Origin of the sequence: Antarctobacter aquimaris (assembly GCF_900184945.1) — a bacterium.
GTDB lineage: Bacteria > Pseudomonadota > Alphaproteobacteria > Rhodobacterales > Rhodobacteraceae > Maliponia > Maliponia aquimaris.
This window is the reverse complement of the sequence record NZ_FXYF01000013.1, coordinates 72,479-89,810: the sequence shown is the minus strand read 5'-3', so window position 1 is coordinate 89,810 and position 17,332 is coordinate 72,479. Positions and strand designations below refer to the sequence as shown.

Annotated in this window: 16 protein-coding genes and 4 pseudogenes; 15 read left to right on the top strand and 5 right to left on the bottom strand. The window is 68.0% G+C overall.

The window, feature by feature from the left end; translation table 11 throughout:
- Position 1: 1 nt before the first annotated feature.
- A complete protein-coding gene (locus tag MAA8898_RS19710; RefSeq protein WP_094022742.1) occupies positions 2-1,468 on the top strand; it encodes a uracil-xanthine permease family protein in 1,467 nt (488 codons plus the stop codon).
- A gap of 158 nt (positions 1,469-1,626) precedes the next feature.
- Positions 1,627-2,055 carry a GFA family protein gene (locus tag MAA8898_RS19705; RefSeq protein WP_094022741.1) on the top strand — a complete coding sequence of 143 codons (429 nt, stop codon included), beginning with the start codon at positions 1,627-1,629 and terminating at the stop codon, positions 2,053-2,055.
- Positions 2,056-2,188: 133 nt separating this feature from the next.
- Here MAA8898_RS19705 and MAA8898_RS19700 read toward each other — a convergent pair whose 3' ends face one another.
- Positions 2,189-3,019, bottom strand: a complete 831-nt coding sequence (locus MAA8898_RS19700; protein WP_094022740.1) for a bifunctional allantoicase/(S)-ureidoglycine aminohydrolase — start codon at positions 3,017-3,019, stop codon at positions 2,189-2,191.
- Positions 3,020-3,462: 443 nt separating this feature from the next.
- Here MAA8898_RS19700 and MAA8898_RS26390 point away from each other — a divergent pair, with 443 nt between their 5' ends.
- Positions 3,463-3,600, top strand: a complete 138-nt coding sequence (locus MAA8898_RS26390; protein ID WP_176445242.1) for a hypothetical protein — start codon at positions 3,463-3,465, stop codon at positions 3,598-3,600.
- Between the two features lie 24 nt (positions 3,601-3,624).
- On the opposite strand, the gene MAA8898_RS19695 is transcribed toward MAA8898_RS26390, so the two are convergent.
- The 4 genes and pseudogenes from MAA8898_RS19695 to MAA8898_RS27320 form a co-directional block, all read right to left on the bottom strand.
- Entirely contained in the window at positions 3,625-4,365 is a 741-nt protein-coding gene (locus tag MAA8898_RS19695; RefSeq protein ID WP_503100497.1) for a maleate cis-trans isomerase family protein, read from the bottom strand.
- Positions 4,359-5,525, bottom strand: coding sequence for a M24 family metallopeptidase (locus tag MAA8898_RS19690; RefSeq protein WP_094022738.1), 1,167 nt, complete (start codon positions 5,523-5,525; stop codon positions 4,359-4,361). The genes MAA8898_RS19695 and MAA8898_RS19690 overlap by 7 nt, the downstream gene beginning before the upstream one ends.
- On the bottom strand, positions 5,518-6,558 hold the full coding sequence (locus MAA8898_RS19685) for a pyridoxal-phosphate dependent enzyme (protein WP_245853496.1): 1,041 nt from the start codon (positions 6,556-6,558) through the stop codon (positions 5,518-5,520). Before MAA8898_RS19685 ends, MAA8898_RS19690 begins: the two co-directional genes overlap by 8 nt.
- 225 nt (positions 6,559-6,783) lie before the next feature.
- Positions 6,784-7,293 (bottom strand): annotated as a pseudogene (locus tag MAA8898_RS27320) (GNAT family N-acetyltransferase); the annotation flags it as partial.
- A 123-nt stretch (positions 7,294-7,416) separates the two neighbouring features.
- Here MAA8898_RS27320 and MAA8898_RS19680 point away from each other — a divergent pair.
- The 12 genes and pseudogenes from MAA8898_RS19680 to MAA8898_RS19630 all read left to right on the top strand — a co-directional run bounded on the left by MAA8898_RS19680 (position 7,417) and on the right by MAA8898_RS19630 (position 17,254).
- Positions 7,417-7,656: a hypothetical protein gene (locus MAA8898_RS19680; protein ID WP_094022737.1), complete on the top strand. Its 240-nt coding sequence runs from the start codon at positions 7,417-7,419 to the stop codon at positions 7,654-7,656.
- Positions 7,650-7,914: pseudogene (locus tag MAA8898_RS26850) on the top strand (ABC transporter substrate-binding protein); the annotation flags it as partial. The gene MAA8898_RS19680 and the pseudogene MAA8898_RS26850, both read left to right, overlap by 7 nt.
- Positions 7,915-8,064: 150 nt before the next feature.
- Complete coding sequence (locus tag MAA8898_RS19675; protein WP_094022736.1) at positions 8,065-8,889, top strand: ABC transporter permease; 825 nt, start codon at positions 8,065-8,067, stop codon at positions 8,887-8,889.
- Between the two features lie 82 nt (positions 8,890-8,971).
- A pseudogene (locus MAA8898_RS19670) lies at positions 8,972-9,821 on the top strand (ABC transporter permease).
- A 23-nt stretch (positions 9,822-9,844) separates the two neighbouring features.
- A pseudogene (locus MAA8898_RS27315) lies at positions 9,845-10,616 on the top strand (aspartate/glutamate racemase family protein).
- Positions 10,507-12,033 carry an aldehyde dehydrogenase (NADP(+)) gene (locus MAA8898_RS19660; protein WP_094022735.1) on the top strand — a complete coding sequence of 509 codons (1,527 nt, stop codon included), beginning with the start codon at positions 10,507-10,509 and terminating at the stop codon, positions 12,031-12,033. Before MAA8898_RS27315 ends, MAA8898_RS19660 begins: the two are co-directional and overlap by 110 nt.
- Positions 12,034-12,183: 150 nt before the next feature.
- Positions 12,184-12,891, top strand: coding sequence for a DUF1326 domain-containing protein (locus tag MAA8898_RS19655; RefSeq protein WP_094022734.1), 708 nt, complete (start codon positions 12,184-12,186; stop codon positions 12,889-12,891).
- The gene (locus tag MAA8898_RS19650; RefSeq protein ID WP_094022733.1) at positions 12,888-13,406 is read left to right on the top strand and encodes a DinB family protein; all 519 of its coding nucleotides are present in this window, start codon (positions 12,888-12,890) and stop codon (positions 13,404-13,406) included. The genes MAA8898_RS19655 and MAA8898_RS19650 overlap by 4 nt, the downstream gene beginning before the upstream one ends.
- A 34-nt stretch (positions 13,407-13,440) precedes the next feature.
- Positions 13,441-14,436 (top strand): acryloyl-CoA reductase, encoded by a 996-nt coding sequence (gene acuI, locus MAA8898_RS19645; protein ID WP_094022732.1) that lies wholly within the window; start codon positions 13,441-13,443, stop codon positions 14,434-14,436.
- A complete protein-coding gene (locus MAA8898_RS19640; protein WP_094022731.1) occupies positions 14,433-14,849 on the top strand; it encodes an HIT family protein in 417 nt (138 codons plus the stop codon). Before acuI ends, MAA8898_RS19640 begins: the two co-directional genes overlap by 4 nt.
- Positions 14,850-15,115: 266 nt before the next feature.
- Positions 15,116-15,529, top strand: a complete 414-nt coding sequence (locus tag MAA8898_RS19635; protein ID WP_094022730.1) for a universal stress protein — start codon at positions 15,116-15,118, stop codon at positions 15,527-15,529.
- Positions 15,530-15,598: 69 nt separating this feature from the next.
- On the top strand, positions 15,599-17,254 hold the full coding sequence (locus MAA8898_RS19630) for a BCCT family transporter (protein ID WP_094022729.1): 1,656 nt from the start codon (positions 15,599-15,601) through the stop codon (positions 17,252-17,254).
- The last annotated feature ends 78 nt before the right edge of the window (positions 17,255-17,332 follow it).

Below are 17,332 nucleotides of genomic sequence, written 5' to 3'. Positions count from 1 at the left end.
AATGACCATGTCATCCATCGGGACGCCAGAGCAGCTGCGCGACCCGGACTATACCCCGGCGCTGCACCGCGCCATACCGCTGGGCATCCAGCACGTGCTGGCGATGTTCGTGTCGAACGTCACGCCGGCGATCATCGTCGCGGGCGCGGCGGGCTTCGGCTTTGGCTCGAACAGCCCGGATTTCCCGGAACTGCTGTACCTGATCCAGATGTCGATGCTGTTCGCCGGGGTGGCGACATTGTTGCAGACAATCACCATCGGCCCGGTGGGCGCGGCGCTGCCGATCGTGCAGGGCACCTCCTTTGCCTTCATCCCGATCATGATCCCGCTGGTGGCGGGCAAGGGCGTGGACGGGCTGGCCGCGCTGTTCGGCGGCGTGGTGATCGGCGGCATCTTTCACGCTCTGCTGGGCACGGTGATCGGCAAGATCCGTTTTGCCTTGCCGCCGCTGGTGACCGGCCTCGTGGTGACGATGATCGGCCTTGCGCTGGTCAAGGTGGGGATCGAATACGCCGCCGGCGGCGTGCCGGCCAAGGCGTCGGGCTCGGACGCCTACGGATCGCTGCAAAGCTGGTCGGTCGCGCTGATCGTGGTCTTTGTCACGCTGGGGCTGAAGTTCTTTGCCCGCGGCATGCTGGCGGTTTCGGCGGTGCTGGTGGGCATCCTTGTCGGCTATGTCTACTGCATCGTGATCGGCAAGCTGCCGCTGGACGCGATCACCGGCTCCTGGGAACGCTCAGCCGCCTTTGCCCTGCCGATGCCGTTCAAGTACGGCTTTGAATTCTCCATCGCGGCGATCATCGGTTTCTGCCTGATGGCCTTCGTCTCGGCGGTGGAAACGGTGGGCGACGTGTCCGGGATCACCAAGGGCGGCGCGGGCCGCGAGGCGACCGACAAGGAGATCCAGGGCGCGACCTACGCTGACGGCCTCGGCACCGCCGTCGCGGGCATCTTCGGCGGCTTTCCCAACACCTCGTTCAGCCAGAACGTCGGCCTGATCGCCATGACCGGCGTCATGAGCCGCCATGTCGTGACCATCGGCGCGATCTTCCTGATCGTCTGCGGGCTGGTGCCCAAGGTCGGCGGGGTGATCCGCACGGTGCCCATCGAGGTGCTGGGCGGCGGCGTGATCGTGATGTTCGGCATGGTGGTCGCGGCAGGCATCTCGATGCTGTCGGACGTGGTCTGGAACCGGCGCAACATGGTGATCTTTGCGGTGGCGCTGTCGGTTGGCCTGGGGCTGCAACTGGAGGTGATGAACACCGCGCCGGGCGCGGCCAACGCGCTCCAGCACCTGCCCGAGACGCTGCGCATCCTCGGCTCGTCGGGCATCCTGCCTTCAGCGCTGATCGCCATCGTGCTGAACCTTGTGCTGCCCGAGCACCTGTCGGACGAGTCGACCGAAGAAGTCAGCGGCGGCATGTCGGGGCACGGCAAGGGCGCGCTGTCGGGAAACTCCAGGACCTGATCGCGCTGCCATGACCGGAAAGGCCCGCCCGAAAGGCGCGGGCCTTTTTCGTTGGCAGGGGCGACCGGCGGCGCGCTGGCCATGACGTCAGAATTACAGACCGGTTTCGGACAGGCCGTGTTAGTGTCGCCTCTCAACATCATGGAAAGCAGGTCAGCATGTCAGACACGCACAAGGGTCAGTGTTTTTGTGGCGCCGTCGAGATCGAGGTCACCGGAGAGCCGGCCGGCATGGGCTATTGCCATTGCGAAAGCTGCCGGCACTGGTCGGCCGGGCCGGTCAACGCCTTCACGCTGTGGGAGCCGGGCAAGGTCCGGGTGGTCAGGGGCGAAGAGCACCTGCGCCAGTACAACAAGACCGAAAGCAGCGACCGCAAGTGGTGCGCCCAATGCGGCGGCCACGTCATGTCGGGGCATCCCGGCCTGAAGCTGGTCGATGTCTACGCCGCGATCATCCCGAGCGTTGCCTTCAAGCCCGGCCTGCACGTGAACTATGCCGAGACGGTTCTGCCGATGAAGGACGGGTTGCCGAAGATGAAGGATTTCCCCTCCGAATTCGGCGGATCGGGAGAACTGCTGCCCGAGTGACCGTGTTCCCGCTGCCTCGCATCCTGCGCGCCGGGTAACGGGCGGTCTTTCCATGCACCGCGCCTAATTGGCAATGCAAAGTACCCGCCTTTCACAAGACGGGTACTTCGGGTACTTCGGGTTCGGAGACCGCTCAGCCGCCGAAGGGGCGCAGCGGCATGTGGCGGTTGACGTCCTTGTACAGCAGGTAGCGGAACCGGCCCGGTCCGCCGGCATAGCAGGCCTGCGGGCAGAAGGCGCGCAGCCACATGTAGTCGCCGGCCTCGACCTCGACCCAGTCGGCGTTCAGCCGGTAGACTGCCTTGCCCTCCAGCACGTAGAGCCCGTGCTCCATGACATGCGTTTCGGCAAAGGGGATCACCGCGCCGGGCTGGAAGGTGACGACGGTGACATGCATGTCGTGGCGCAGGTCGGCGGGGTCGACAAAGCGCGTCGTTGCCCATTTGCCATCGGTGCCCGGCATCGGTGTCGGCGCGACCTGCGCCTCGTTGGTGACGATCGGCTCGGGCAGGGGCAGGCCCTCGACCGGCTGGAACAGCTTGCGGATCCAGTGGAACCGCAGGACCGAATCGTCGCGGTTGTGCAGTGTCCAGGCGGTGCCGGGCGGGATGTAGGCATAGCCGCCCGCGGTCATCTGGTGCGCGGTGCCCTCGATGGTCAGCGAGGCCACGCCGTCGACCACGAACAGCACGCCCTCGGCCCCGGCCTCGGTCTCCGGCCGGTCGGACCCGCCGCCGGGCGACACCTCCATGATGTACTGCGAAAAGGTCTCGGCAAAGCCCGACAGCGGGCGCGACAGGACCCACAGGCGGGTGCGGTCCCAGAACGGCAGAAAGCTGGTGACGATGTCACGCATCGTGCCGCGCGGGATCACTGCGTAGGCTTCGGTGAACACGGCGCGGTCGGTCAGGAGCTGGTCCTGTCCCGGGTGCCCGCCGCGCGGGGCGTAATAACTGGCGGTCATGGCGACTCCTGCAAACTGCTGAACTCATGACAGAATGGGCCGGTCCGGGCGCGCGCGCCAGCGCTGTTTCCCGAACAGCTGTTTTCGGATTCATTTGACAGTGCGGGGGATTGCCGGGCGTTTGCCGAAAGATCAGGCAAAGAGCGGGCCGGGACAGCCGCATCGGGGCGATACGGGCCGCGCAGGTCGTCCGGGCCGTGCGGCTGCCACGCGCGTACACTGTCGGCCCTGCTGTCGGTGCTGGGGCGGTGCTGCCGGCGGGCCCGGCCCCCTGTCCCGTGTCCGGCTGCCGCCGTGGCGCTGCGATGACGGTGTCATGAGCAAGGCGAAGGCCATCGACACCTTCGAGGAGGGGCCTACGTTAGATCGCGATCGCGGGCTGACCCAGGTTCATCGAGGTCGAGGAGGTCGAGACCCTGCCCGATACCCTCCGCATCTTCACCTTGATCGCGCTGGGCGATCCCGGGTCCACGGGCGAGGATATGGAACAGGTCAAGACGGCGGTGCTGCAATCGCTGGACAGCTCGGCGCACCGGCGGGACCAGTCCCCGACCTGCCGCGCGCCAGACGCCGAACACTGAGCGGCGAACCCTTCCTGGTCGGGTTCAGCCGCGGGCGAGCAGGGCCAGTGGCTCGGTTGCCTGCAAGGCAAACCCCGCCCGCCGCGCCATGTCCCAGGCCAGCGCTAGGTTGCTGCCAAAGACCGGCACGCCCAGGTCGGCCTCGAGCGGTCCCATCAGGTCCAGCGTCTTGAGGTTGGTGCAGGACAGGAACACCGCCTGCGCCCCCGATCCGTCCACCGCCGCGCGCGCCGCCTCGCAGACGCTTTCGGGCGAGATGCGGGCGACGTTGGCCTCGATCTCCTCGCCGAAATGGAGGGCGCGCACCACCTCGACCCCGGCCGTGCCGAGTGCGGCGCAGAGCGGCTCCGCGATGCTGGCGGTGTAGGGCGAGACGACCGCCAGCCGCGTGATCCCCAGTGCGGCACAGGCCGCCTGCGCGGCGTTGAGCGGGTTGCAGACCGCATCGGTGCGGCATGCGCCTGCGACCAGCGCCGCCACCCGCTCCGCGCCGATCAGCGTGGTGCCCGAGGTGCAGGCATAGCCCACGGCGGCATAGACGGGCACCTGCGGCAGCAGCGCGGCCGCGCGGGGCAGGTCATGCGCCATCTGCGCGATGGTCTCGGGCGTCAGTTCCGCGCCCGAGGGGATGCGGCTGACATAAAGCGGTCTGTCGGCGGGCAGCAGGCGGCGGAAATCGCTCTCGATGGTCTCGTCGACCTGCAGGACGATCAGGCCGAGGGGTGCAGGGCCTTCAGGCATCAGGGTATAGGGAAAGCTCATGATACGATCACCGGCAGGTCAGAGGGCGCGCGGCGCGACAGCAGCTCCGGCCCCGAGGCGCGCAGCACGATGTTTTCCTCGTGGACGATGATGCGCCCTGCACCGATCTCCACCCCCGGTTCCAGCGTCAGCACCATGCCTTCGCGCAGTTCGGTGGTGTCGCGGTCGGTGAAGGACGGCCATTCGGTCAGCGTCACGCCCAGCCCGTGGCCCAGCCGCCCGCCGCCCGGAACCGCGCCCTGCGCGCGCAGCGCATCGCAGAGGATGCGGTGGACATCACAGGCCAGCATCCCCGGGCGCAGCGTTTCCAGCGCGGTTTCGGTCGCGGACCAGAGCGCGGCATGGGCGCGGCGCGACTCCTCGGGGGCTTTGCCGATCGCCCAGTTGCGGTCGAAGTCGCAGAAATAGCCGTCGCGCACCGCGCCGGTGTCCAGCATCAGCACATCGCCGCGCTGCAACGGCGTGCGCGGCGCGGGCGAGATCACGTCGCCATAGCCGCCCGGACCGGCGCCGCCCGCAACGTAGCTGACCCAGTCCGCGCCTTGCTCCAGCAGCACCGACTGAAAGCGCCGGAACACGGCGTCGAGGCCGGTGCCTTCGGTCGCGAACTCGGGCACGCGGTGATAGGCGGCGTCGGCGATGCCGCAGATCGTGCGGATCCTGGCGATCTCGGCCTCGGACTTGATCTCGCGCACGCGCTGGACGGTGTGCGTGGCATCGACAAAGGCGCGGGGTGCGAGGCGTGTCATCACCCGGGCGTAGTCGGCCACCGGCATCCGCAGGCAGGTCTCCAGCCCCATCGGCAGGCCGATCCGGCCGTTCTCGGGCACCAGCGCGGCCAGCGTGTCCGACAGCAGCGATACGCCATCGTCCTGCGGGTCGGGGGCGGGCCAGGTGCGGATCTCGCCGGTCCAGCAGCGCGCCATCAGCGCCTCGCCGATGGCGGGGATCACCGCGACCGGGCGGGCGTTGGCCGGGATCACGACGAACCAGGGCCGCGCCGGGCTTTCCCAGAAGCGGGTGAGAAAGCCGGTGACATAGAAGATGTCGGCCGGAGAGGTCAGCAGCAGCGCGTCCATCCCCTCGGCCTTCATGCCCGCCTGCAAGGCGGCGCAGCGCCGGGCGAACTCCGCATCGGCCAAGCCGCTGGGATTGTCAGCCATTCTCGGGCCCTTCGCTGAGGATCGTCAGCACGCGGGCCTCGGGCCCCATCCCTGGCAGCCCGGCGATCAGCGCGGCAAGGCCCGCGCCGCCCGACGGCGTGGTGGCAAAGCCGTGCTGGGACAGGGTGGCAACGCCGTCCTCGGCCTCGGCCTCGGAAATCGTGACAAAGCTGTCGGCGTCCTGCGACAACCCGCGCAACGCGACCATCGAAGGTGTCTTGCAGTCCAGCCGCCCCATGTTCGACACCGGCCCGGTGGAAGTCACCAGTTCCCCGGCGCGGATGCTGTCGTAGAGCGCGGGCGCGGCCTCGGGTTCGACGACGATGATCTGCGGTGCGTCGCCCCAGGCGGCACGGAAATGCCCCGCCAGCGCGGCAGCAAGCCCGCCGACCCCGGCCTGCAACAGCACATGTGTGGGCGGCGCGGGCATCTGCACCACGCATTCGGCGGCCATCTGGAGATAGCCCTCCATCACCGCCGAGGGCAGGTCGGTGTAGCCGGGCCAGGAACTGTCCGACAGCAGCGTCCAGCCGTTATCCTGCGCGGCCCGTTCGGCGGCTTCCATGCTGTCCTCGTAGGTGGCACCCGCGCGCACCACCTCGGCGCCCTTGGCGCGCAGGCGGGTGGCAAAGGCCTCGGGCACCGTGTCGGACAGGTAGATCACCGCACGCGCGCCAAAGACGGCGGCCCCGGCGGCGACGGACAGCCCGTGGTTGCCGGCGCTGGCGGCGACATAGGTGCGGCCCTTGGCTGAGGGCGTCTCGGCCGAAACGCGCGCCGCATCCCGCGCGATGGCAAAGGCGGCCCCCAGCGCCTTGAAGCTGCCCAGCCCCATGCGCGTGCTCTCGTCCTTGATCCAGACCTCGGCCACACCGCAGGTGCGGGCCAGGTCCGGGGCCTGCCGCAGCGGTGTGGCGGCATGTTTCGGACAGCGCGCCAGCAGGGCCGAGACGCCCGAGGCGTCCGAAACGGGGCGCAGGGCGCCGGGCGACAGGCCGGGTCCGCGGTGCGGGTTGGTCAGGACATGGGGCACGCGGGCAGGCTCCTTTTCGACGGCTGCGCCTGAGCCTAGGCGCTTTGTTTCCCGCGTGCAAACGGCGGACGCCTGGCCCAGTTCCAGCGTCATCACCCGGTGACAAGCGGTGCGGGTCTTTCCGGCCCCCGGCGCACAGCTGCCGCGACAACGGATCGTCCGCCCCGGCCGGGCAGATCCGGAGCGGGCATAATTCGCCTGCTGGTCCGGCATCCGGTCCAGCCCTACGGAGCGCGTCCCCGCATGGCGCAGCACCGCCTGCCACAGCGCAAAGCCGTGCCCCTGGCCGCGAAACTCCGGCCGGGAGAGGTAGAAACCCCGGAAGGCGTTTGCCGCGTCGGGATTGACGACCGAGATGGCAGCGGCCGGGCGGCCGTCGACCTTGGTCAGGAAATCCCTCTGCGGATCGGCGGCCTGCCCGTTGCCGCGCCGCAGCGCCTCAAGCAGGGCAAGGTCGGTCGCCGTCGCCCGGTCTGCCGCGCGCCGCGCCAGCGCGTGCAGCGCGGGGCGGATGATGGGGCGCAAGACGCCGTAGATCTCGGCCAGACCGTCCTCGCCGAGCTTGGTGCCTGGGGCGTCGTCGCGGCGCGGGGTGTCAGAGGCTGGTTTCACGTCGTCCCATCCCTGGCAGTGCGCCAGTGAGGGAACAAGCGAAACGGATCCGGCAGGGGTCTGCACGCAAGCAGGGGTCTGCACGCAAGAGTGTATCCAATCCTGTGCCCGGAAATGTGGCATTCCCCGCCAGAGCCGACAGGCAAACGGGCATCGGTGAATTCCCCCTCCGCCCCGACCGCGGGAAACCGTTCCCCAACGCCCGGAATCAGGCACCTGATGCCCATGACACGCGATGGGGCGGGAATGTCGGACAGCGGCAAGGAACTGGAACTGGTCAAGATGACCAAGCGAAATGGCCTCACCAAGGCCGTGGATGCCGTGAGCCATCATTTCAAACACGCGACCTGTGCCTGCCTGCTGGGGCTGTCCAGTTGCGGCAAAAGCTCGACCCTGCGGATGATCGCCGATGCCGATGCCGCCAAAATTGAGCAGCCAAGAAGCCCGGGCGGTGCAGGCGGCGTGACCTGGGGCGCCGATTTCTGATGCGCCAGGGCGGCTGCTCGGCGGTTCCGGAGACCTCGAAGGCCTACATGAGCGAGAACGAGGGGGGCCAGATGGTTCGAGGCCAAGCCCGGGACCGAGGTCATCACAACCCCCTTCGGCGACCCGATGGTGCGGGTCGGCGAGACCCGCGACGGCGGCTCCGTCGACCACCGGATGGGCGCGGCGGACTGCTGGAACGCGGTCATGGACGAGACCCAGAACATGGTCCGCAAGTGCAACGCGTTCATCGCGGCTTGAGCCACGACGGGCGCCGTGCGGCCCAGCGTCGTGAGCCAGTGGAGTGGGGGGCGGACCGCCCCCCACGCCGGATCTTTGCGGTGGGGGGCTGTCTGCCCCCCACACCCCCCGAAGGTATTTGAAAAACCAAAGAAGACAGGGTGACGGCGGATGAACAGAAGTGTGAAGAGCTGGCTGATGGTGTCGCCGCTGGCCGGTGTCATGCTGGTTTTCCTGGTGTTGCCGATCGCGATGATCGTCGTGCTCAGCTTCTGGCGGGCGACCGAATCTTCCGTCGTGCCGGACTTCGTGTTCGAGGAGTCCGAGTTCCTGTTCGGCTCGCCTCTCACCTGCAAGGTGTTTCTCAACACCTTCGAATGTGCGCTGGTCATCTGGGTGCGGACCCCGCTGATCGGCTTTTCGGGGGCCTGTGTCCTGGCCTTGCGCGTGCGCAGCCTGACCTGGCAGATTGTGCTGTTCCTGCTGTGGACGATCCCGTTCAGGACCTCGAACACCGTCGGGATGATTTCCCGGATCCCCTTCCTGGGGCGCAACGGCATCGCCAATTCCTCGCTGATCTCCATGGCGGTGATCGACGCGCCGCTGGTCTGGCTGCTGTTCTCCGACTTCGCGGTGATCCCGGCCTTTGTGCATCTCTACACGCTGTTCGTGGTGGTGCAGATCTTCGATACCATGATGCGGATCGACCGGTCGCTGATCGAGGCGGCGCAGATCCTGTGGAACGTCATCGTGCCGCTGACCAAGCCCGGTATCATGATCGGAACCTTTTTCGTGATGACGCTGGTGATGGGCGATTTCATCACCGTGCGGTGCATGTCCGGGTCACAGTCGGCCAACGCGGGGCGGCTGATCTCCAATGACATCGCGCTGTTGCAGTACCCCTCGGCGGCGGCGACGGCGGTGATCCTGCTGGTCTCCGTGCTGCTGGTGATCGGCGTCCTGCTGCGCTTTGTCGGCATCCGCAAGGTTTTGTAACGTGATGCGACAGGTCCCTTGCGTGCCGCGCCGGTCGGGTGAAACCCCACCTTGCCACATCCTCGACCGGAGGACCTGAAACATGGAACCGCGCCCGCGCTCCTTCTACATTCTCGCGGCCTTCTTCGGGCTGTTTCTGCTGTTTCTCTACGGGCCGACGCTGACCATCGCGGTGCTGTCGTTCCAGGGGCCGCGCGGCGGGCTGACCTTTGCGATGAACGGTGTCTCGCTGCACTGGTTCCATGACCTGTTCGAGCAGCGGGCGGTGGGCGACATCTGGGGCAGTTTCGTTCTGGGCTTCATGGTCATGGTGACCACGGTCGTGGTCTCGGTCTCGGTCTCGGTCATGGGCGGGCTGGCGTTTCGGGGCCGCTTTCCCGGCTCGGACCTGCTGTTCTACCTGGTCATCACCGCGCTGGTGATCCCGTCGATCCTGGTCTCGCTGGGGGTGGGGCTGTTGTTCAGCCGCTCGGGGCTGGAGGTGCTCCTCGGCGACCTCCGGCGTTGGCGCGCAGCTGACCCGGACGCTGCCCTTTGGCCTGCTGATCATGTTCGCGGTCTTCAACCGCTTCGACAAGAGCTACGAGGAGGCGGCGCGCGACCAGGGGGCGACCTCCTGGCAGACCATCCGCCATGTCGTCCTGCCGATCTTCGCGCCCTCGCTGATCGGGGTGGCTCTGTTCGGCTTTCCGCTGTCGTATGACGAGTTCGCGCGGGCCCTGCTGACCTCGGGCAGCTACACCACCCTGCCGCTGGAGATCTTTGGCATGACGATCAACGTCACTACGCCGGTACTCTATGCCCTTGGCACGCTGACGACGCTGTTTTCCTTCCTGCTGATCGGGGTTTTTTTGCTGTTGGCCTGGGTCAATGCGCGCAAGCGGGCCAAGGCCGGGTCGGACGCCGGGAAGGGCATGGTAGGATCGTCCTGATCAACCCCAACTCCACCGCGTCGATGACCGAGGAGATGCGCGCCACGGCGCAGGCGGTGGCCGGGGCGGTGCCTCTTGCCGGATGGACCTGCGACGACGGGCCGCCGTCGATCAAGGGGCCGGAGGACGGCGCGTTGGCCGTGCCGCCTTTGCCGGAGCTGGTGCGGCGCGCCTCGGACGAGGGGGCGCGCGCGATCCTGATCGGCTGTTTCGACGACACCGGCCTGGCCGGGGCGCAGGCCATCGCGCTGCCCGGTGATCGGCATCGGCCAGGCGGCCCATCACCTGGCGGTCATGCCGGGGGGCCTGTTCTCGGTGGTCACGACAAGGCCGGTCTCGGTCCCGATGCTGGAGGAGAACATCCGCGCCTATGGGCTGGGCGCGCACCTGGGCCGGGTGCGCGACGAGATCGTCGCGGCGGAGCGTGAGGACGGCGTGTCCACGGTGGTGCTGGGCTGCGTGCGGCGGCATGGTCCACCTGTCAGAGCGCGCGCCCGCAGCGGGCTGCGCCTGATCGACGGCGTGCGCGCGGCGACGGGCGTGACGCTGGGGCTGATCCAAACCCGTCCCCCGAACATGGACATCCGGCCCGTTGGCGGCGTAGATGACGACATGACGCCTGACCGCCGCCCGGCGGCAGGCCGGTTGCCCCGCAGTGCCGGGGCCTGTCCAGGGGGAAACATACATGCTCGACAAATCCGTTTTCACGCCGCACGGCAAACATCTGATCGCCGGCGACTGGGTGGCCGGCGAGGCCACCTTTGCCTCCGAGCCCGCGCATGGCCCGGCGCATGACTTCAGCATGGGCACGCCCGCGCTGGTGGACCGCGCCTGCGTGGCGGCGGAAGAGGCGTTCTGGACCTACGCCTATTCGACGCGTGAAGAGCGCGCCGCCTTTCTCAACGCCATCGCAGACGAGATCGAGGCCCGCGCCGAGGCGATCACCGAGATCGGCACGCAGGAGAGCGGCCTGCCGGAAGCACGGCTTCAGGGCGAACGCGGGCGCACGACCGGGCAGCTGCGGCTGTTCGCCTCGCATATCCTGAAGGGCGATTACCTCGACCGCCGTCACGACGTGGCGCTGCCCGACCGCGCGCCGGCGCCGCGCCCGGACCTGAAGATGGTGCAGCGCCCGATCGGGCCGGTGGCTGTCTTTGGTGCGTCGAACTTTCCGCTCGCCTTCTCGACCGCGGGCGGCGACACGGCCAGCGCTCTGGCGGCGGGCTGCCCGGTGGTGGTCAAGGGCCATTCGGCCCATCCCGGCACCGCCGAGATCGTCGCCGAGGCGATCCATGCCGCCATCGCGAAATGCGGTGTGCATCCCGGCGTCTTCAGCCTGATCCAGGGCGGCAAGCGCGACGTGGGCACCGCGCTGGTCCAGCATCCGCTGATCAAGGCGGTGGGCTTTACCGGATCGCTGGGCGGCGGGCGCGCGCTGTTCGACCTCTGCGCCGCGCGGCCGGAACCGATCCCCTTCTTTGGCGAGTTGGGCAGCGTGAACCCGATGTTCCTGCTGCCCGAGGCGACAAAGGCGCGCGGCGGTGAGATCGCCAAGGGCTGGGCCGGGTCGCTGACCATGGGGGCAGGGCAGTTCTGCACCAACCCCGGCATTGCCGTGGTGATCGAGGGGCCAGAGGCCGATGCCTTCATCGAAGCGTCGACCAAGGCGCTGGAGCCGGTCGGCGCGCAGACCATGCTGACCGACGGCATCGCCGCCGCCTACCGCGCCGGGCGCGACCGGGTGGCAGGGGCCGCGGGGGTGCAGGCGCTGCTGACCTCCATGTGTGACCTGCGCAACGCCACGCCCTACCTCTTTGCCACCACCGGCAAGGAGTGGCTGGCGAACGCGGCGCTGGGGGAAGAGGTATTCGGCCCGCTCGGGCTGATCGTGCGGGTTTCGGACGTGGACGAGATGGAGCAGGTGGCGCGGTCCTTGCACGGCCAGCTGACCTGCACGCTGCACCTGGACGCCGGCGACACCGCGCTGGGCCAGCGGCTGATGCCGGTGCTGGAGCGCAAGGCGGGCCGCGTGCTGGCCAACGGCTTTCCGACCGGCGTGGAGGTCTGCGAGTCGATGGTGCATGGCGGGCCTTACCCGGCCTCGACCAACTTTGGCGCGACCTCGGTCGGCACGCTGGCGATCCGCCGCTTCCTGCGGCCGGTCTGTTACCAGAACATGCCCGACGCGCTGCTGCCGGGCGACCTGCGCTGAGGCCCGGCCACGCGGCGGGGCAGGGCGCGCGGGGCGGGCGCTGAAACCCGGTCCGCCGCGCCGGACGGGTCTTGCGCGTTGCCGCCAGAGCCCTTTTAACTGGCGACGGGCTGGCCCCATGGGCCGCCGCCGCAACCCGATGGAGGACCCATGGCCCTGACCCGCCGCCCCGACGCCGACCGCCTGCCGATCAGCCAGCGCATCGACCAGCGGATGCCGAACCCCAAGCGCCGCCAGATGCGCCCGACCGACTGGGCGATCAAGGGCGAGCTGTTCCTCAACTGCTCGTGCGAGGTGTTCTGCCCCTGTGTCGTCAGCCTGGGCAAGCACGCGCCGACCGAGGGCACCTGCAAGGCCTGGATGGCCATCGCCATCGACGAGGGCCATTTCGAGGGCGAGGACCTCACCGGCATCAACGTCGGCCTGATGGTCGAGATCCCCGGCAAGATGGCCGAGGGTGACTGGAAGGTCGCCGCCTACATCGACGACAGCGCCACGCCCCGCGCCTACAACGGCTTGCTCAAGATCCTGTCGGGCGAGGCGGGTGGCACCACCGGCCTGTTCACCCTGCTGGTGTCGGAGATCATCGGGCACGAGCGCGAGAAGGTCGAGATCGTGCGCGAGGGGACGAAGCGTGGCCTCTACATCGGGCGCAAGATTCAGGGCGAGATCGAGATGGTGCAGGGCGCCAAGCCGGACGAGCCGATCCTGATCCAGAACACGAAATACTGGATGGGGCCGGACATCGTCGTGGCCAAGGGTCTGAAAAGCAAGGTGCGCGATTACGGCCGTGTCTGGGACTTTACCGGCAAGTCGGGCGAGATCTGCGCGATCGACTGGAAAGGCCCCGGCAAATGAAGCTGACGCCCGACTACTGTGTGATGATGGCGCGCTACAACGCGTGGCAGAACCGCCAGTTGAAGGCGTCCTTTGCCACGCTGGACGCGGCCGCGCTGAATGCCGACCGGGGGGCCTTTTTCGGCTCGATCCTGGGCACGGCGAACCACCTGCTGTGGGGCGACCGGATGTGGATGGCGCGCTTTGCCGGGACACCCGCGCCCACGGCGGGCATCCCCGACAGCCCCGGCTTGACCGCCTCGCGCGCCGACTGGGAGGTGGAGCGGTTCCGCACCGATGGCGACATCCTGCTCTGGGCCGAGCGGGTGCGCGCGGTCGACCTGGCCGGGGATCTGCGCTGGCACTCCGGCGCGCTGGGGCGCGAGGTGTCCAAGCCGATGGCCGTCTGCGTCGTGCACATGTTCAACCACCAGACTCACCATCGCGGCCAGATCCATGCCATGCTGACGGCGGCGGGGGCCAAGGCGCCGGTCAGCGACCTGGCCTTCATGCCGGAACACGGACCCTGGCTGTAGGTCCGCCACTGATAAGAAAAGCGAAGGAGACAGGATGTTCAAGGCACTGATCGTCGACAAGGACGAGGACAGCGGCAAGACCGCGGCCACGGTGAAGGAGATCGGTCTCGATGATCTGCCCGAGGCCGAGGTCACGGTGGCCGTCGAGTTTTCGACGGTGAACTACAAGGACGGGCTCTGCATCGGTCCGGGCGCGGGGCTGGTGCGCAAGTATCCGCACGTGCCGGGCATCGACTTTGCCGGCACGGTCGAGGCGTCCTCGGACGACCGCTACAAGCCGGGGGACAAGGTGGTGCTGACCGGCTGGCGTGTGGGCGAGGCGCATTGGGGCGGCTACGCGCAAAAGGCGCGGGTCAAGGCCGACTGGCTGGTGCCGCTGCCCGAGGGGCTGGACGCGCGCGCCGCCATGGCGGTGGGCACGGCGGGGCTGACGGCGATGCTGGCGGTCATGGCGCTGGAGGATCACGGGCTGGTGCCGGGGCACGGGCCGGTGCTGGTGACCGGGGCGGCGGGCGGCGTCGGCTCGGTCGCGGTGGCGCTCTTGGCCAAGCTGGGGCACGAGGTGGCGGCCGTCACCGGGCGGCCGGAGCAGGCGGACTACCTCAAGGGCCTCGGCGCATCCGAGATCGTCGCCCGCGAAGAGCTGACCGAGGTGACGAAGAAACCGCTGGAGGGCGAACGCTGGGCCGGCTGCGTCGACGCGGTGGCCGGCGCAATGCTGGGCCGGGTGCTGAAGCAGATGAAATACGGCACTTCGGTTGCTGCGATCGGCCTGGCCGGGGGCGCGGCGATCGAAGGCGCGCTCATCACGCCCTTCATCCTGCGCGGCGTGAACCTGCTGGGCATCGACAGCGTGATGCAGCCCTATGCCAACCGTGTCCGTGCCTGGCAGCGCATCGCGCAGGACCTGCCGATGGACAAGCTGGAAACGATGATCCAGGCGGCGACGCTGGCGGACCTGCCGCAGCTGGGCCGCGACATTCTCAAGGGCCAGGTCAAGGGCCGCGTGGTGGTGGATGTGAACGCATGAGCTATGACGACCAGAACATTTTCGCCAGGATCCTGCGGGGCGAGATCCCGTCGACCCGGGTCTACGAAGACGACCATACCCTGTGCTTCATGGACATCTTCCCGCGCGCCGACGGGCATTGCCTGGTGATCCCGAAAACTCCCTGCCGCAACCTGCTGGATGCCTCGCAAGAGCAGCTTTCGGTGGTCATGGCGACGACGCAGAAGGTGGCGCAGGCGGCGATGAGCGCGCTTGCGGCGGACGGCGTGACGATCCAGCAGTTCAACGAGGGGCCGGGCGGGCAGGAGGTGTTCCACCTGCATTTCCACATCCTGCCGCGCTGGGAAGGGGTCAGGCTGCGCCCGCCGGGACAGGCCGGAGACATGGCGCAGATCGCCGAGATCGCGGCCAAGTTGCGCGCGGCGCTGGGCTGACCGACAGCACCAGCGCCCGTTTCACCGCGGTTCGAAAGGGACCCCCGCTGCCCCGACAGGCAGCGGGGGTCTGCTTTGGGGCAGGAAAAATCCGGCATCTGGTGTCGGTTTCTTTGCACGGATCGTCCGACAGGTTTGTTTCGCGGCCCGTTTCCGCGTAGGCTTGTCCAGTCGGGAAAGGCGGACGCCCGGCGCTGACATCGCCGGGAGGGCCGGTCCGTCACCCCGAGACACCCCCCGGCGGAAACAACCAAAGGGAGTGGGACGTGTTCAAACGCATATTGGTGCCGGTTGACCTTGCGCATGCCGGGCGGCTGGAAAAGGCGCTGGGATGCGCGGCCGACCTTGCGCGACACCACAAGGCGACGGTGATCTACGTCGGAGTCGCGGCCAACACGCCGGGGCCGGTGGCGCACACGCCGAAGGAATTCGCCGCCAAGCTGGACGCCTTTGCCAAGGCCCAGGCCGAGGAGCGGGGCATCACAACGGAGGCCCACGCGGTCACCAGCCACGACCCCTCGATCGATCTCGATCCGACGCTGCTGAAGGCGGTGGACGAGACCGGCGCGGACCTCGTGGTCATGGCGAGCCATGTTCCGAACATCACCGACTACGTCTGGCCGTCGAACGGCGGCACCGTCGCCGGCCACGCCAAGGTTTCGGTCATGGTGGTCCGGTGAGGCGGCAGGCGCCGCGGGCCATCGCGCGCCCGGCCAAACAGGGAAACGACAAAACAGGAGGCCAGACACATGTCTGACACCACAAACGGTCAGGGCATCCCCGAGCCCGAAGGCATCTCGGATCTGATCCAGACCGACTACGAGATCGGGCAGGACAACATCGAGACCAGACTGGGCCCGATCCCGGTCGACATCCACAACCCGGTGTTCCTGATCTCGGGTCTGTCGATCGTCGCCTTCGTGGTCTACGCGCTGGCGGCCCCGGAACAGGCGGGCGCCTTTTTCGGCTGGCTGCGCCCGGCGCTGACATCGACCTTTGACTGGTTCTTTCTGCTGGCGGCCAACGTCTTTGTGCTGTTCTGCCTGCTGCTGATCGTCTCGCCGATGGGATCGGTCCGGCTGGGCGGCGCGGATGCGACGCCCGACTACGGCTATCCGGGCTGGTTCGCCATGCTGTTCGCCGCCGGCATGGGCATCGGGCTGATGTTCTTCGGCGTGCTGGAACCGGCCTATTATTTCGGCACGCCCTGGGGCGACGCGCCGCTGGGCACGGTGCGGCCCTTTGCCGAGGATGGCAGCCTGATCGCGGCCAATGTCGATGAGGCGCGGCGCATGGCCCTGGCGGCGACATCCTACCACTGGGCGCTGCACCCCTGGGCGATCTACGCCGTCGTCGCGCTGGCGCTGGCGCTGTTCAGCTACAACAAGGGCCTGCCGCTTTCGATCCGGTCGGCCTTCTACCCGATCCTTGGGGACCGGATCTGGGGCTGGTGGGGCCATGTCATCGACACGCTTGCGGTCTTTGCCACGCTGTTCGGGCTGGCGACCTCGCTGGGCGTCGGGGCGCAACAGGCGAACGCCGGGCTGGACTATGTCTATGGTATTCCCAACACCATCACCGTGCAGGTGATCCTGATCGTCGTCATCACCGCGATCGCGCTCATTTCGGTTCTGCGCGGACTTGATGGCGGGGTGAAGATCCTGTCGGAGATCAACATGGTGATCGCGGCGGCGCTGTTGCTGTTCGTGCTCTTCGCCGCCGGTGCGGGCGCCATCCTGTCCGAGTTCGTGTCCGGTCTGGGCGCCTACGCGCAGAACGTCATCCCGCTGTCGAACCCGTTCGGCCGCGAGGACACCGGCTACATGCAGGGCTGGACGGCCTTCTACTGGGCCTGGTGGATCAGCTGGTCGCCCTTCGTTGGGATGTTCATCGCCCGCGTCAGCCGGGGCCGCACGGTGCGCGAATTCCTGATCTGCGTGCTGATCATCCCGTCGATGGTCTGCGTGCTGTGGATGACGGTGTTCGGCGGCACGGCGATCAGCGACATGATCGCCAACCCCGAAAGCTCGGTCGTCAAGGCCAACGTGATCGACGCCTACCGGCCCGAACTGTCGTTGTTTGCCATGCTGGAGGGCCTGCCGTTCACGGCGATCACCTCGACCATCGGGATCATCCTGGTGATCGTGTTCTTTGTCACCTCGTCGGATTCGGGGTCGCTGGTGATCGACACGATCACTGCGGGCGGCAAGGTGGATGCGCCGGTGCCGCAGCGGGTGTTCTGGTGCACCTTCGAAGGGCTGGTGGCGATCGCGCTGCTGATCGGCGGCGGATTGACCTCGTTGCAGGCCATGGTGATCTCGACCGGCCTGCCGTTCACCGTGGTGCTGTTGCTGATGTGCTGGGCCATCTGGAAAGGCCTCGCGGCCGAGCGCAAGCTGCACTGAGCCTTTGGTCCGCAGGGCATGAGAGGGTCCGGTTCACGCCGGGCCCTCTTTTTGCTGGCGCGGACAGGCCTTCCTTGG

Excerpts from the sequence above, each read along its gene's own strand:
- MAA8898_RS19690 (WP_094022738.1), bottom strand. The coding sequence starts at position 5,525 with ATGGCTGACAATCCCAGCGGCTTGGCCGATGCGGAGTTCGCCCGGCGC.
- acuI (WP_094022732.1), top strand. The coding sequence starts at position 13,441 with ATGTTCAAGGCACTGATCGTCGACAAGGACGAGGACAGCGGCAAGACC.
- MAA8898_RS19680 (WP_094022737.1), top strand. The coding sequence starts at position 7,417 with ATGTCGGACAGCGGCAAGGAACTGGAACTGGTCAAGATGACCAAGCGA.
- MAA8898_RS19650 (WP_094022733.1), top strand. The coding sequence starts at position 12,888 with ATGAAGCTGACGCCCGACTACTGTGTGATGATGGCGCGCTACAACGCG.
- MAA8898_RS19655 (WP_094022734.1), top strand. The coding sequence starts at position 12,184 with ATGGCCCTGACCCGCCGCCCCGACGCCGACCGCCTGCCGATCAGCCAG.
- MAA8898_RS19710 (WP_094022742.1), top strand. The coding sequence starts at position 2 with ATGACCATGTCATCCATCGGGACGCCAGAGCAGCTGCGCGACCCGGAC.
- MAA8898_RS19640 (WP_094022731.1), top strand. The coding sequence starts at position 14,433 with ATGAGCTATGACGACCAGAACATTTTCGCCAGGATCCTGCGGGGCGAG.
- MAA8898_RS19675 (WP_094022736.1), top strand. The coding sequence starts at position 8,065 with ATGAACAGAAGTGTGAAGAGCTGGCTGATGGTGTCGCCGCTGGCCGGT.
- MAA8898_RS19660 (WP_094022735.1), top strand. The coding sequence starts at position 10,507 with ATGCTCGACAAATCCGTTTTCACGCCGCACGGCAAACATCTGATCGCC.
- MAA8898_RS19700 (WP_094022740.1), bottom strand. The coding sequence starts at position 3,019 with ATGACCGCCAGTTATTACGCCCCGCGCGGCGGGCACCCGGGACAGGAC.
- MAA8898_RS19630 (WP_094022729.1), top strand. The coding sequence starts at position 15,599 with ATGTCTGACACCACAAACGGTCAGGGCATCCCCGAGCCCGAAGGCATC.
- MAA8898_RS19705 (WP_094022741.1), top strand. The coding sequence starts at position 1,627 with ATGTCAGACACGCACAAGGGTCAGTGTTTTTGTGGCGCCGTCGAGATC.